This window comes from Pseudomonas sp. 22526, assembly GCF_052044735.1.
GTDB lineage: Bacteria > Pseudomonadota > Gammaproteobacteria > Pseudomonadales > Pseudomonadaceae > Aquipseudomonas > Aquipseudomonas piscium.
The window spans coordinates 43,561-57,058 of the sequence record NZ_JBQENK010000026.1; the positions used below are offsets into that span (position 1 = coordinate 43,561).

Annotated in this window: 12 protein-coding genes and 1 pseudogene; 4 read left to right on the plus strand and 9 right to left on the minus strand. The window is 61.5% G+C overall.

Annotation, left to right across the window (positions count from 1 at the left end; genetic code table 11):
• Positions 1-226 precede the first annotated feature (226 nt).
• The 3 genes from ACTJKT_RS28435 to ACTJKT_RS28445 form a co-directional block, all read right to left on the minus strand.
• On the minus strand, positions 227-1,717 hold the full coding sequence (locus ACTJKT_RS28435) for an aldehyde dehydrogenase family protein (RefSeq protein WP_440789664.1): 1,491 nt from the start codon (positions 1,715-1,717) through the stop codon (positions 227-229).
• Between the two features lie 316 nt (positions 1,718-2,033).
• Positions 2,034-2,954 (minus strand): fimbrial protein, encoded by a 921-nt coding sequence (locus tag ACTJKT_RS28440; RefSeq protein ID WP_440789666.1) that lies wholly within the window; start codon positions 2,952-2,954, stop codon positions 2,034-2,036.
• A 205-nt stretch (positions 2,955-3,159) separates the two neighbouring features.
• The gene (locus tag ACTJKT_RS28445) at positions 3,160-3,447 is read right to left on the minus strand and encodes a hypothetical protein (RefSeq protein WP_440789668.1); all 288 of its coding nucleotides are present in this window, start codon (positions 3,445-3,447) and stop codon (positions 3,160-3,162) included.
• A 427-nt stretch (positions 3,448-3,874) separates the two neighbouring features.
• Here ACTJKT_RS28445 and ACTJKT_RS28450 point away from each other — a divergent pair, with 427 nt between their 5' ends.
• From ACTJKT_RS28450 to prfH, 3 genes are all read left to right on the plus strand, one after another.
• Positions 3,875-4,264, plus strand: a complete 390-nt coding sequence (locus tag ACTJKT_RS28450) for an MliC family protein (protein ID WP_440789670.1) — start codon at positions 3,875-3,877, stop codon at positions 4,262-4,264.
• A gap of 498 nt (positions 4,265-4,762) precedes the next feature.
• Positions 4,763-5,896, plus strand: a complete 1,134-nt coding sequence (locus ACTJKT_RS28455; protein WP_440789672.1) for an RNA ligase RtcB family protein — start codon at positions 4,763-4,765, stop codon at positions 5,894-5,896.
• Positions 5,896-6,513 (plus strand): peptide chain release factor H, encoded by a 618-nt coding sequence (gene prfH / locus ACTJKT_RS28460; protein WP_440789712.1) that lies wholly within the window; start codon positions 5,896-5,898, stop codon positions 6,511-6,513. The genes ACTJKT_RS28455 and prfH overlap by 1 nt, the downstream gene beginning before the upstream one ends.
• Positions 6,514-6,750: 237 nt before the next feature.
• On the opposite strand, the gene ACTJKT_RS28465 is transcribed toward prfH, so the two are convergent.
• The 6 genes and pseudogenes from ACTJKT_RS28465 to ACTJKT_RS28490 form a co-directional block, all read right to left on the minus strand.
• A complete protein-coding gene (locus ACTJKT_RS28465) occupies positions 6,751-7,668 on the minus strand; it encodes a methyl-accepting chemotaxis protein (protein ID WP_440789714.1) in 918 nt (305 codons plus the stop codon).
• A gap of 336 nt (positions 7,669-8,004) precedes the next feature.
• A pseudogene (locus tag ACTJKT_RS28470) lies at positions 8,005-8,316 on the minus strand (PAS domain-containing protein); the annotation flags it as partial.
• 231 nt (positions 8,317-8,547) lie between these two features.
• A complete protein-coding gene (locus ACTJKT_RS28475) occupies positions 8,548-8,952 on the minus strand; it encodes a DUF1090 family protein (protein ID WP_440789674.1) in 405 nt (134 codons plus the stop codon).
• Between the two features lie 130 nt (positions 8,953-9,082).
• The gene (locus tag ACTJKT_RS28480) at positions 9,083-9,748 is read right to left on the minus strand and encodes an HAD family hydrolase (protein ID WP_440789676.1); all 666 of its coding nucleotides are present in this window, start codon (positions 9,746-9,748) and stop codon (positions 9,083-9,085) included.
• 229 nt (positions 9,749-9,977) lie between these two features.
• Positions 9,978-10,349 (minus strand): hypothetical protein, encoded by a 372-nt coding sequence (locus ACTJKT_RS28485; RefSeq protein WP_440789678.1) that lies wholly within the window; start codon positions 10,347-10,349, stop codon positions 9,978-9,980.
• A gap of 19 nt (positions 10,350-10,368) precedes the next feature.
• Complete coding sequence (locus tag ACTJKT_RS28490) at positions 10,369-11,493, minus strand: polymorphic toxin type 44 domain-containing protein (RefSeq protein ID WP_440789680.1); 1,125 nt, start codon at positions 11,491-11,493, stop codon at positions 10,369-10,371.
• 398 nt (positions 11,494-11,891) lie between these two features.
• On the opposite strand from ACTJKT_RS28490, the gene peaA reads away from it, so the two are divergent.
• Positions 11,892-13,472 carry a quinohemoprotein amine dehydrogenase subunit alpha gene (peaA, locus tag ACTJKT_RS28495; RefSeq protein WP_440789716.1) on the plus strand — a complete coding sequence of 527 codons (1,581 nt, stop codon included), beginning with the start codon at positions 11,892-11,894 and terminating at the stop codon, positions 13,470-13,472.
• Positions 13,473-13,498: the final 26 nt, after the last annotated feature.

Consider the following 13,498-nt stretch of genomic DNA (forward strand, 5'->3'; position numbering starts at 1 on the left):
CTTTCCTCAGGTTTTCGGTGGTGATGAGGTGTGGGGTGAAGGTGGCTGAGCCAGGCTCGCAGGGCAGCTGTCGAGCCGGCTCGGGCTCAGCGTAGCAGCCGTTCGGGGCATGGGCCGGGCAGCAGGTCGTCGACCCCGGACCAGTCGTCGGGAGACGCCGGACAAACCCCGGCGCCCCGGTGGAGAAGCGCTTGCGCGAGGGCAAGGCGCTATGGGTTGTCGCGGATCAGAGCTTGATCAACACCGACTTCAGCTCGGTGTAATGCTCGATCGCCGCATACCCCATTTCCCGGCCCACGCCGGACATCTTGTAGCCACCGAACGGCAGCGCCGGGTCCAGGGCGCTGTGGCAGTTGACCCAGACCGAGCCGGACTTGATCCGCGGGATCATCCGGTGCACCGCCGCCAGGTCGTTGGACCAGATGCTCGCGCCCAGGCCGTAGGGGCTGTCGTTGGCCATGCGCAGGGCATCGGCTTCGTCGTCGAAAGGAATGGCCACCAGCACCGGGCCGAAGATCTCTTCCTGTACCAGCGAGTGCTTTTGGTCGACGTCGACTATCACCGTCGGCTTGACGAAATAACCAGGGCCGAACTGCTCGCCGCCGCAGGCGATGGTGGCGCCGCTTTCCCGACCCATTTCGATGTAGCGAGAGACACGTTCCTGCTGCCGGGCGGAGATCAGCGGACCGATGTCGACGCTGGCGTCCAGGCCGCTGCCGAGCTTCATGGCGTTGGCGATGCCGGCGATATCGGCCACCACCTTGTCGAAGTGCTTACGCTGCACATACAGCCTGGAGCCGGCGCAGCAGACCTGGCCCTGGTTGAAGAAGATCGCGCTGGCGGCGCCGGCCGCGGCGCTGCCCAGGTCGGCATCGGCCATGACGATGGTCGGCGACTTGCCGCCCAGTTCCAGGGTGACCCGGGTCATGGAATCCATGGCGATCTTGCCGATTTCCTTGCCCACCGCGGTGGAGCCGGTGAAGGTCAGCTTGTCCACCAGCGGGTTGCGGGTCAGGGCCGCGCCCGCGGTGATGCCGGTGCCGGTGATCACATTGAACACGCCGTCGGGGTAGCCGGCTTCCTGCACCAGCTCGGCGAGCTTCAGCGCGGTCAGCGGGGTTTCGTCGGCCGGCTTGAGCACCACCGTGCAGCCGGTGGCCAGGGCTGGGCCGAGCTTCCAGCAGGCCAGCAGCAGCGGGAAGTTCCAGGCGACGATGGCGCCGACCACGCCGACCGCCTCGCGGCGGATGAAACTGTGGAACTGCTGGTCGGGCATCAGCGGCACTGAGACCTCGACGCTGCTGCCTTCGATCTTGGTCGCCCAGCCGGCCATGTAGCGCAGGAAGTCGATGGCCAGTTGCACGTCCATGACCTGGGCCACCGCGGCGCTCTTGCCGTTGTTCAGGCATTCCAGTTGCGCCAGCAGCTCGGTGTCGCGCTGCATCAGGTCGGCAAGTTTCCACAGCAGGTTCTGCCGTTCCCGCGGGCGGGTGCGGCTCCAGGACGAATCGTCGAAGGCCTGGCGCGCGGCGAGCACCGCGCGATCGACATCGTCCACTGTGGCGCGCGGCACCACGCACAGTTGCTCGCCGGTGGCCGGGTTGCGCAGGGGCATGGTCTGGCCGTCGGCGGCCTCGACCCATTCGGCGCCGATCAGCATGCGCGGGGCGCGCTGGATAAACGCGGTGGTGGCGGGGAGCAGGGTTGCAATAGCCATGACAGAACCTCTTGTTATGCGTGAGGCGAGGGCTTTCGCAATGGCTGTGCCAGTCTGCCCGGGAGGGCTGCAGGGCCGCTATCTCGGGGGCAGACGTTGGCGGGAGGGGGACGACGCGGGGGAGTGGCTGTCGCAATCTGAGACGTGCCTGAGACGGTTTCGCGGAGTCTGGCGGTTTGTCAGGATCGGGATTGACATAGACCTTGCGCCCGCCTTTGTTCGGCGTGGCACTGCCAGGCCGCGTCGTAGGTGATGGCCTTGGGCGCCTGTTTGCGGCTCGGGCACTGGGCTGTATTGTGCTTGCGAGCAGGAAGGGTCATCGGTAATCCAGATACACGGTCATCGCCCCCTTTACCGTTCCCGCTTTGGCGACCGCGTCGGTTCGGATGTAGGACGCCTGCATCGGAATTGCAAACGAACCACCTTCCGCCTTGTTGTATCCATCGACCTTTATCGAAGTACCCATGGTTGCTGGAGCACCCTGGGCGTTTTCGACCCGGATCTTCACACCGCTCGCGGTCGAACCGCTGGCAAGCGGCAACACCCCTGGCGAGTTCGCGATCGCGCCGCCAACCGGGTCAAGGGTATAGCCAATCCGGTTATAGCCCTTCGGGCAATCGTTGATCCTGAGCTGGAAGCTCTGGGTGCCGGTTGTCGAGCCGATGCGGTCCAGGTGGTTCAGCACGGTCGTGGGGAGCTTCACCGTCTGGCTCGGCACCGAGCAGGTGCCGTCGATAGGGGTGACAGTGCCCTTCAGGTAGACTGGGATGTGGAACCCGGTAGAGCCTGCAGCATAGGCGATGTTGTAGTAGCGGGCACCACCAAGGGAGCCTCCTAGATTGGGTCGATTATCGCTGAGTAACTGTATTTCGATTGGCTGGCTGATCCCGTCCCGGATCGGTCCAGTTGCGTGGGCTTTGCCATTGACCAACAAACGGGTCGATATGCCCGAGACATTCGTGGTGATTTCTGTCAAATATGAGGTTGATGCGCCTCCATTTGGGTAGGTGTAAAGATGCGCGGTAGGGCACTTCGATTGGCCGCATATCTGCTGCGGAGTGAAGTACTCTCGAGCCAGTATGGTTCCTATGGCCACGTTCCTCGGGACCGACAGCTCCTGCCCAAATGCATCCAGAGCGCTTGCGGACGGTGACACGGCGATGGCCATAAGGACTATTACGAAAAGTTGCGGTGCGATGAGTAGGGCGCTGACTATTTCTCTTGCTGCGGTCTTCATTGCCTGTTTCTCTCTGATCGACCTTGAATGGAGTTCGTGGATGAATCGTTCTCCCGCATCCTTGGCTCCATTCGTTCGGAAATGATTCTTTTGTTGGATGCAGATCATTGGCGAAGTGTGTGTGGGTTACCAAGAAGTGATATTCAGCCGATGACACGATGCTGGGTTAAGCGATAAGCGAAGGGTTCTGGGCTTGCATATAGGCTCAGATGGAAATGTTGCTCGAGTGCTGAACAGGCATTCCTTTGTTGTCGATGCTCTCGAACTCGATCCTTGTTGTTCCGCCTGGAACCAAGGAGGCCGCCCCCTCGATGGCGAAGTTCAGCGCCAGAATGGACGCTTCCTTCTTCGGCCCGGCCAGTACCGCTCGGGTGCTATCCAATGAGATACCGGCATGGGAGTGCGCGGAAAACAACGATAGACACCCGGCAAGCGTCACACTCATGGCAAGGTGGTTTTTCATGACGTTTCTCGAAAGCAATGAAAGAGACATGGAGGTGCCTCTTCTCCTTGTAGAGTGTTAATAAATCAGTGCAGGTGGTGGTATGGTTTTCGCCGCATGTAATTGCCTGATCATACTAGTGATTTTGGATTTTCTGAGGGATCAGACGAATCTCAAAACGCTACTGACCCACCCAGGGTGCGCGGGCCATCAGGCGGCATCGCGATAGGCGGGAAGAGGCTTTTGGGCCATGGTTCCGGGAACTGCCAAAACGCCGACACGCCAATGCCGTGTCAGGCGCACTGGCGAACAAACGGGCGCGAATCGTGTGGGCGGTATTGGCCCAGGGCGGCCTTCATGGCAAACGGCGCCCCGCGAGTACCGGGCCGTCGTGCTCCGGGTCAGTTCCTCGTTCAATCCGGCCTGAACTTATGGGGCGCGGATTCGTCGTAAAAGGGCATTGAACAAGGAGATGTGCATGAAGACTTCAACGATTCTGGGAACCACCTTGCTGCTGGCGCCGTTTTTCGCCCAGGCCGCGGCGACCCCGGCCGAGCCGGAACTGCCGGCGCACCAGAGCAGCCTGGCCAGCTACCGCTGCGAGGGTGGGGTAGAGGTGCAGGCGGCGTACCTGAATATCGAAAACGGCGCCTCGTTCGCCACCTTGTATTACAAGGGCCAGCTGATCCCGATGCATATCGCCCGTTCCGGCTCCGGCGCGCTGTATGTCGCCGACGACGAGCAGAACAGCTACCGCTGGCACACCAAGGGCGACAGCGGCCTGTTGAGCTTCCTGGAAGCCGACCACACCGCCAAGGAACAGCAGTTGCTCAAGGACTGCAAGGAGCAGAAGGCCGAGGAGCAGTGAGGCAAGGGAGATGAGCCCGCAGGCGGCATTTTAAGACTTGCCTGATAGAGGCTGCCGGTCACTGGATTTATAGTTCCCGCGCTCGCCCGTATAAGGGGCACCTCGGCGCATCCGGGGTGTCGGGCGGGCTTCTTGCCTGCCATGTGCTCGCGCCGTTATTCCAGCGTATTTCCTCCCTCGATCAGCACCTCCCGTTTGCAGCTGAGCTGCCGTTGTCCGCCCAGTACCTGGTCCATTCAGGCCTGGGCTGGCTCACCAGCCTCAGGCCCTGCCAGATAAAAAAACTATCATTGCCCATTGTCAGAATGGCTACGCGCGGATTAATCTTCGCGCCCCTTCCCACACTTCAGCAAAGGAGATCCACCATGAAATACCTGATCGATCTTTGCAGGACGTGCCTGGTTTAAACGCTGTACCCGCTAATACTTAGCACCTCGCTTAACCCGGATTCGACCTGCCACTCCCTGACTCTATTTTTTCGCCAATCAGGAATTGGACATGGACAATTGCATCCGCAATTTGTCGGCCGGCGTATCACTTGTCGCCTCCGACAGCACCTGGATCGAAGATCAAGCGATCCAGCAACTTCAAACAACTGCAAAACTCCAGGGCATGCAACGCGTGGTCGGCATGCCAGATCTGCACCCGGGCCGGGGTTATCCGGTGGGCGCGGCATTCTTCTCTACCGGGATCCTTTACCCCGCGCTGGTGGGAAACGATATCGGCTGCGGCATGGCGCTATGGCAGACGGATATTTCCAGTACCAGGCTGAACCTCGACAAGCTCGAAAAGAAAATCGGCAACATCGACACTGTGCTGGATGAACATTGGCAAGAGGACCTGGCACAACTGGGATTCTTTGCCACCGGCCATGAACATGCCTTGGGAACCATTGGTGGCGGCAATCACTTCGCCGAGCTGCAACAAATCGACGAAGTTCACTCCAGCGAGCTCATGGAGGCGCTGGAGCTGGACCCCAAGTCGCTCCTGCTGCTGGTTCACAGTGGCTCCCGTGGGCTGGGTGAGGCCATTCTGCGTCTACACATCGATCGGCACGGTCATGACGGCATTGCGGTCGACAGTGAAGCCGGGATCGACTATCTGCAACGTCATGACGAAGCCCTGCGCTTTGCACAAGCTAACAGGCGCCTGATCGCCGAACGCATCCTGGTGAATCTGCGGGCTCGAGGCCGCTCGGCCCTGGACATCAACCACAACCTGGTTTCGCCCGCGACAGTCGAAGGTGTCTCGGGCTGGATCCACCGCAAAGGGGCGACCCCTTCCGATCAAGGCGTGGTCGTCATCCCCGGCTCTCGGGGCGACTACAGCTATCTGGTGCAGCCTGTACCACAAGCCGCCAGCTTGTATTCACTGGCCCATGGCGCCGGTCGAAAGTGGATTCGTGGCGATTGCAAGGGGCGCCTGGCTTCACGGTTCAGCTTCGACCAGCTCAAGCGCACGGCACTCGGTAGCCGGGTGATCTGCGAAGACCGTGGGCTCATGTACGAGGAGGCACCCGAGGCCTACAAGAGCATCGACAGTGTGGTCGGCAGCCTGCTTGAGGCCGGCCTGATCAGGATCATCGCTCGCCTCAAACCGATACTGACCTACAAGCGCCGGGGATGCTGCTGATGATTTTGTTACAGCTATCCTCGGCGCAAGGACCGGCGGAGTGTGAACTGGCCGTGGCCAAGGCCTTGCAACGCCTCGATACTGAAGCCGAGGCGGAGCAGGTCAGGATCAGCATCGTTGAAAGCGAGCCCGGGGCCGGCCAGGGCACGTACAAATCGGTGTTGATCGGCCTCAGCGGCGATCAGGCGGCAAGCGTTGCCAGGCGCTGGAGCGGTACGTTGCTCTGGGTCTGCAAGAGCCCTTACCGGCCTGGGCACAAACGCAAGAACTGGTTCTTCGCCGGCCAGGTTTTTACGGCGCCGGAGCAACACCAGGAAAGCCAGATTCGTTTTGAAACCATGCGCGCCTCTGGTCCCGGCGGGCAGCATGTCAACAAGACCGATTCGGCGGTACGCGCGACCCACCTGGCAACCGGCATCAGCGTGAAGGTGCAGTCTGAACGCAGCCAGCACGACAACCGGCGCATGGCGATTTTGCTGATCAATCAGCGCATTGCCGCCATCGAGCAGGCGGCGCGAATGGACATGCGCCTGCAACGCCGTGATTTCCATCATGGCGTCGAGCGCGGAAATCCCCAGAGGTCATTCACAGGCGTCGGTTTCATTCCCCGGAATTGAACCTCGCCCCAGGGGATGGACGCGTCATCCCGCCAAGATACGCCGGGGTACCAAACGGCCTGGATAAAGGCTCCACGTCGATTGGCATGATGCCGTTCACTCAAGGAGAAACGGCGCTTACCCGAGATGGGAAAGCGCCGTTTTATTGGGCCTGAGCGCCGCCTTGAGCATCCCAGGCCTTCGGCTGGTGACTCAGGTGAACTGCATTTTTCTAACCTGGCACAAACCGCCCCGAACCTAAGGGTTGAACCGCTCCACCAGCGAGTACTGGGTGGTGGCGGTCTGGGTCAGTTCCTTGCTCAGTTCGGCCGAGTGATGGGCCTGCTCCGAGGTCTGGTCGGCCAGTTGGGCGATGGTGCTGATATTGCGGCTGATTTCCTCGGCCACAGCGCTTTGCTCTTCGGTGGCGGCGGCGATCTGGGTGGTCATGTCGGTGATGTTGGCCACCGCCTCGCTGATGCCCAGCAGCGCCTGGTCCGCCTCCAGTACCCGGGCCACACCTTCCTCGGCCTGGCGCTGGCCGCTTTGCATGCTCTGCACGGCGTTTTGCGAGGAGCTCTGCAACTGGGTGATCAGCTCATGGATCTGCTGGGTGGATTGCGCGGTGCGCTGGGCCAGCTGGCGCACCTCGTCGGCCACCACGGCGAAACCGCGGCCCATGTCGCCGGCGCGGGCCGCTTCGATGGCGGCGTTGAGCGCCAGCAGGTTGGTCTGGTCGGCGATGCCCTTGATCACATCGACCACGGTGCCGATCTCGTCGCTGTCCCTGGCCAGTTGCGCCACGTTCTGCCCGGTTTCGCCAACCACCTGGGACAGCCGTTCGATGGCTTCACGGGTATCGCGGGCCACTTCGCGCCCGCGCCCGGTCAACTGGTTGGCGGCCTGGGTGGCGTCGGCGGTGCGCTGCACATGGCTGGCCACTTCCTGGGTGGTGGCGGCCATCTGGTTGACCGCGGCGGACACCTGCTCGGTTTCCACGCGCTGGCGGTCCAAGCCACGGGAGCTGTCGCTGGCCAGGGTGTCGGAGCGGCTGGCCAGAGCATTGAGGTGTTCGGCGCTGTCCTGCAGGCGGGTGAGGCAGGTTTTCAGCCGCGCATCCTGGCTGACGAAGGCGGTTTCCAGGCAGGCCTGGGGGCCGTGGGCGTCGCTGTACATCTGCGCGATCAACGGGTCGCAGGTGGACGAGTCGACCAGTTGCAGCAGGCGCCGGGCGGCGTTGTTCTGGCGCTGTATCGCCAGCAGCGCCAGGGGTACGGAGAGCCCGGCGGCCACCGCCAGCGCCAAAGGCGGCGCCAGCCAGAGGCCGCTCAGGCCACCGGCCAGGCCCGTGGCCAGGAAGGGCGCCCAGCCCAGCAGGGCCGGTTGCCAGCGATGCCGGCGGGGGATGGCTGGCTGCTGGCGGTTGAGGCGCTGGTAGAGGTCTTGCGCGCGGCGGATCTGTTCGGCGCTGGGTTTGACCCGGACCGATTCGTAGCCGAGGATCCGGCTGCCCTCGAAAATCGGCGTGACGTAGGCGTTGACCCAGTAGTGGTCGCCGTTTTTCGAGCGGTTCTTGACGATGCCCATCCACGGCTGGCCCTGTTTCAGCGCCGCCCACATATGGGCAAATACCGCGGGGGGGACATCGGGGTGACGGACGATGTTCTGTGGAGCGCCGATCAGGTCATCGCGGTGGAAACCGCTGATATCCACGAAGGCATCGTTGCAGTAGCTGATGACGCCACGGGCGTCGGTGGTGGAGATGAGTTTCTGGTTCGACCCCAGAGCCACTTCACGTTGTGTAACGGGCTGATTGTTTCTCATTTCCAGATTGCTCCCTGTGTCCTACAAAACCCATCGGCACGAGTCAGAACAATCTTAGCTAAATGTTAGAAAATTCCTTGCATAACAATTGGTTGCATTCCCGTCTGCGAGAAATTCTGGATGCTCCCGAGCGGATTTTGCAGATCGTTGAATCTGTTGGGAAAAAGTCTGGCGCTGGAGCAGGCTCGTCGAAGCGAGCCGGTGACGACGCTCATCGGGCATGAACCCGCTTCAGTTGTCGTGGGCGCCGAGGGCGTATTGCAGGACTTGCAGGGCGTGGGTGAGCCGGGCCTTGCGCTTGTCGATGATGCGCGGGTCGCCATAACGCTGCGCGGCGTCCAGTTCCATCTGGCGCAATATCACCTGGTACTCGGCCTGGCGCAGGGGCGGGTTGTGCTCGAAGTGCAGGCCGTCGCAATAGCGGCTGAGGGGTTCCAGCGCCCGTTGCAGGCCGGCCAGCTGGCGGTATTCAGGGTCGGGCAGGAGTTTTTCCAGGCTGCCCTTGATGGCCTCGCCGCGGGTCAGGCAACTGCTGGTGGCTTCCGGCGGGGCCGGTTCGGGGGCTTCCTGGGCGTGGCCCGTGCTGGCTGCAAGGCCAAGCAGGGCCAGCAGGGGGAGGGAGGTGAGGGCGTTCATGAAGGTCCTTGATACGACAGGCGTGCGGGGCGCTATCTTCAAGAGCCAACGCGCGCCGGACCATCAGACACAACTGAAAAAGCCTTAGGTTATTTCTGAGTTGCTCGGTCAGACCGGGCTTAACTCGGTCTCAGCGCGAGCCGAGCATCCGCTCGATCACCGCCCACAGTTGCGGGTCGTTGAAATCCTCGACCACCAGATGGGCGCCGGCGGCCAGCAGGGCCTCGGGGCTCTGGCTGGTGGCCAGGCCGACGGTGAAGATCCCGGCCCCGACCGCGGCAGTCAGGCCGGGGATCGAGTCCTCGAAGGCAATCCCGGCCTCGGCGCAGGCACCCAGGCATTCCAGGCCGGTGAGGTAGGGCAGCGGGTCGGGCTTGGCCCGCGGCAGCTCCTCGGCCACCAGCACGGTGTCGAAGCGATCGCTCAGCCCCAGCACGTCCAGCATGTGCTCGGCGTTGGCCCGTGGCGCATTGGTCACCACGCACACGCCGATGTCGCGTTCCCGGGCGAAATCCAGCAGGCGCAACAGGCCCGGCATCGGCGTCAGCTGCGGCGACAACTGGCGAAAGCGCGCCTCCTTGCGGTCGGCAAAGGCCTCATGCTCGGCCACCGAGCGCTGCGGAAACAGATAGCGGCACATATTGGCGTTGGCCTGGCCACTGACATGGGCCTCGAACTCCTGATGGGTGAACACCCGGCCATCTTCCTCCAGCAACAACTGCTGCAACGCCAGCAGGTGCAGTTGGTCGGTGTCGGTCAGGGTGCCGTCGAGATCGAAAAGCAGGGCATTGAGCATGGCGCGATTCCTGTCAGGGCCGATGGCTGAAGCGGTTAAGCCAGGCATCGTAGCAGGGCGAAGACGCCTTGATCGAGAACAGGGCGGTTCGTGGTGTGGGATTTATTCCTAATGCACCTGAGCTTGGGGTTGCAAACAGGTACAAAGGCCTTGGGGATGTCGTCTGCGTGCTACTTTTGGGCTGCGCTGGAGGTAGTGGCAGGTGACCACATAACGGTACTGGCGCAGCTTAAGGTTTGGCCCTGTCGTGCTTACACTGCCCCAAGCGCTCAGTATCCGTGCCACTTCCTTTGCTTGTGTCAATGTTGCCGTTCAGGTCGAGGTAAATCTTTGTGTTTGGCCACTTGGGCGTGATTCCTACGCAGTGGTCTCTACCCGTCTTGCTCCGCCAGTAAAACATCATAAAAAACTCATCATCAGGAAAAATGAATCCGTTATCTCCAGTGGACTCCCCTGGATGGATGCCCCCCCTATATATCCTGTGCTGTGTATTCCAGATGTATCGAAGCTCCTCTTTTCCGTCTTGGGAGTAATAGACGGACACTGTGGGGGTTGCCACGTACCAAAATGCGACAGGGGCAAGCAGGAGAAGTAAAAGCATTCGCCTGACATACCGAGTTCTAGATTTCTTTACATTTGTGGACAATGGCACCATCCCCCCATTCCTCTGGTGTAATTGCAAGAACTTCATCCATGATCATCTTTGCCGTGATGCCTCCACTAGGGTGTTGGCGATAAAGCTTCATCCCTATGTTGATTGATATACGGTCGGGGACATCGTCCCAAGCCCGAAGCCCATCAATGCCTGCGGATCGCTGCGGCCCCCTGCGTTCATTCCACTTCTGGATCTTTCGCAGTGAATCTGAAACGATTTGCTCAGCTCCGGCCCCATCTAGTAGGGCGCTCTCTGAAAACCCACCCGCCAACCCCACATAGCCATAGTGGATGTTCGACCAAATGTCGTAGTAATAGTCATAGTCCCCTTGCTTATGCCGTACCTCTCCGTCAAATAGTTTTAATAACTTTGGCTTGTGGTCCCAGGGTCGATTCTGTCCGACTCGCTCGGTCCAGATAGCAAAAGCTTTCGCTTTCTTCCCTAGCGCCAAGCTATAGAAGTCAGGAGGCTGGCCGAGCCTCATGTAGAAAGGCAATGCGGCGTATTTGCGGGCTTCCTCTGCCAGGTCAAAGCTATTCAAATCTTTCATTTGGCGTACAGACGGGCTGTTGATGTTGGTATTCATCTCGCCCGCAATATAGGCCGCCAGCTCCTCCATCCTATCGGGATCATTACAGACCTTTTCTTCAGGCGCCTTGGAGGCCGCGCTCGAATCGACCAAGGCATTCGCGGCAGTGGCCTTTTCGATCAGCCTTGGGTCGGCCAACAAGGTTGCCATCTTTTCATCATCGACAGAACCATCAGGCCGAAACACCCCAAGCATTGCAAAGTTGATGATTGCGGCCCCTGGAGTGGGTCCAAAGACGAATCCTCCGAAGGTATCGGGTGATCCACTGATGATCGTCCCGCCGTGGCTGGTAGGGCTGCCCAGGTGAGCCATGGGACGACCGTTCAGAAGAATGGAAGGAAAACCTGTGGTAATGACCGCGCCACAGCCGCACGTGTCGCCGACTCGGGCTGCGCCCATGGAGTTGATGTTTATGTCGCCGGAAGCGGAAGCAATCGGGGTGGTGCCGTGACCGGGAAGAGGGCAGACATGTTTGTCGCCCAGGCGAGCGGAAGAAAGCATGGGGGTACATCATCCTTGTGCGTTGACTGATCCGTGGGGCTATGGCTCGTTGTAGAGCTTCGCGAGCCTATCCAGGCGCACCAAGGCAAGGCTTTAGGATGATTCTGAAACGTGCTGGCGCCATCGCTGCGATGGCTGATTGGTTCCCTCATCGCCGTGTATGTCTCAGAGTGGAACAGTTGTCGCGAAATTAAACGCGGCAGGCCGGCGATTGCCTGGGGGAGGCTTGCTGGAGCTCCAGCAAGCCCTTGATAAAGCAAATCATTTATAAGCTGGCACGCTCTGTGTATTGCTGACCGCAGACGTTTCTCTTGCCTCCATGCCCGGCGCGACGGGCATGGCAGAAACCATAAAAACGACGCACAACAATAAGAAAGCTCCGTGGAGGTCCGACCTTGATCAAGAGAACACTCCGAGCAGGCATGTCCAGCGGCCTGCTGGCGCTGGCGGTCTGCGCCGCCTTGCATGCCCCTCCCAGCCTTGCGGCGCGCGATGCCCAGGCCATCCTCAAGGAAACCTGCCAGGGCTGTCACACCCCGGAAGCGGGGGGAGGCCTGAGCCGGATCAGCCACCAGCGCAAGACCCCGGAAGGCTGGCTGATGAGCATCGCCCGCATGCAGATCATGCATGGCTTGCAGATCAGCGACGACGATCGTCGCACCCTGGTCAAGTACCTGGCCGACACCCAGGGCCTGGCGCCGAGCGAAACCGATGGCGTGCGTTATGCCCTGGAGCGGCGCCTGAACACGGTGGAGAAGTTCGACGAACAAACCAGCCAGATGTGCGGCCGCTGCCACTCCGGCGCGCGGGTTGCCCTGCAACGGCGTCCGGCCCAGGAGTGGGAACGCCTGGTGAACTTCCACCTCGGCCAATGGCCGTCCCTGGAATACCAGGCGCTGTCCCGCGATCGCGACTGGTTCGACCTGGCGCGCAAGGAGATGGTGCCGCTGCTGGCCAAGCGGTATCCGCTGGACAACCCGGCCTGGGCAAAATGGCTGAGCACTGCGCCCAAGGCCGAGACCCTGGTGGGCGACTGGAGCTTCAGCGGCCACCTGCCGGGCAAGGGCGAACTGGCCGGGGTGATGAGCGTCAGCGCCGAGGGCAATGACAGCTTCAAGGTCAGCGTCAAGGGCCAGTACGCCGACGGCAGCCCGTTCAACGGCGAGGGCAGCGCGATCCTCTACAGCGGCTACGAATGGCGCGGCAATGTCAGCATCGACGGCGTGAGCATGCGCCAGGTGTTCGCTGCCCAAGGCAATGCATTGCAGGGCCGGATGTTCGAGGCCGAGCACGACGAACGCGGCCTGGACTTTATCGCCGCCAAGCAGGGCAGCAGCCGTTTGCTGGCGGTGCAGCCGGGTTATCTGAAGGCCGGCAGTGAAACCGAAGTCACCCTGATCGGCAGCGGCCTCACTGGCAAGCCGAGCTTTGGCAAAGGCGTGGAGGTGGTCGAAGTCATCGAGCAGAGCCCGCAGCGGATCAAGCTCAAACTCAAGGCGGCGGCCAATGCCCAACCTGGCCTGCGCAACGTCACCCTCGGCACGCTGAAAGGCCCGACGCTGTCGGTCTACAGCACGATCGCCGAAGTCAAGGTCGTGCCTGAGTTCTCGGTGGCGCGCATCGGCGAGGGCGGTGGCTCGACGCCCAAGGTCCAGGGCCGCTTCGATGCCGAAGCCTGGGGCAAGGGCGCCGATGGCAAGCCGTACCGCATCGGCGTGTTCCCGGCGCAGTGGAAGGTCGAGGCCTTCGACGAGCGCGCCAAGGAGGACGAAGACGTCAAGTTTGCCGGCACCATGCAGGCCGACAGCGGCGTGTTCATTCCCGGCGATGCCGGGCCGAACCCGCAACGCAAGATGTCCACCAACAACGCCGGCAACCTCAAGGTGATCGCCGCCGTCGACGACGCAGGAAAGTCCCTGACCGGCGCAGGCCATCTGATCGTCACCGTGCAACGCTGGAACAATCCACCCATCCCGTAAGGCGCGGTCCGCGGCTTGAGACACCC

Bases quoted from the DNA above. Each gene is read 5' to 3' on its own strand.
- ACTJKT_RS28435 (WP_440789664.1), bottom strand. From the start codon at position 1,717: ATGGCTATTGCAACCCTGCTCCCCGCCACCACCGCGTTTATCCAGCGC.
- ACTJKT_RS28440 (WP_440789666.1), bottom strand. From the start codon at position 2,954: ATGAAGACCGCAGCAAGAGAAATAGTCAGCGCCCTACTCATCGCACCG.
- ACTJKT_RS28445 (WP_440789668.1), bottom strand. From the start codon at position 3,447: ATGTCTCTTTCATTGCTTTCGAGAAACGTCATGAAAAACCACCTTGCC.
- ACTJKT_RS28450 (WP_440789670.1), top strand. From the start codon at position 3,875: ATGAAGACTTCAACGATTCTGGGAACCACCTTGCTGCTGGCGCCGTTT.
- ACTJKT_RS28455 (WP_440789672.1), top strand. From the start codon at position 4,763: ATGGACAATTGCATCCGCAATTTGTCGGCCGGCGTATCACTTGTCGCC.
- prfH (WP_440789712.1), top strand. From the start codon at position 5,896: ATGATTTTGTTACAGCTATCCTCGGCGCAAGGACCGGCGGAGTGTGAA.
- ACTJKT_RS28465 (WP_440789714.1), bottom strand. From the start codon at position 7,668: ATGTACAGCGACGCCCACGGCCCCCAGGCCTGCCTGGAAACCGCCTTC.
- ACTJKT_RS28475 (WP_440789674.1), bottom strand. From the start codon at position 8,952: ATGAACGCCCTCACCTCCCTCCCCCTGCTGGCCCTGCTTGGCCTTGCA.
- ACTJKT_RS28480 (WP_440789676.1), bottom strand. From the start codon at position 9,748: ATGCTCAATGCCCTGCTTTTCGATCTCGACGGCACCCTGACCGACACC.
- ACTJKT_RS28485 (WP_440789678.1), bottom strand. From the start codon at position 10,349: ATGCTTTTACTTCTCCTGCTTGCCCCTGTCGCATTTTGGTACGTGGCA.
- ACTJKT_RS28490 (WP_440789680.1), bottom strand. From the start codon at position 11,493: ATGCTTTCTTCCGCTCGCCTGGGCGACAAACATGTCTGCCCTCTTCCC.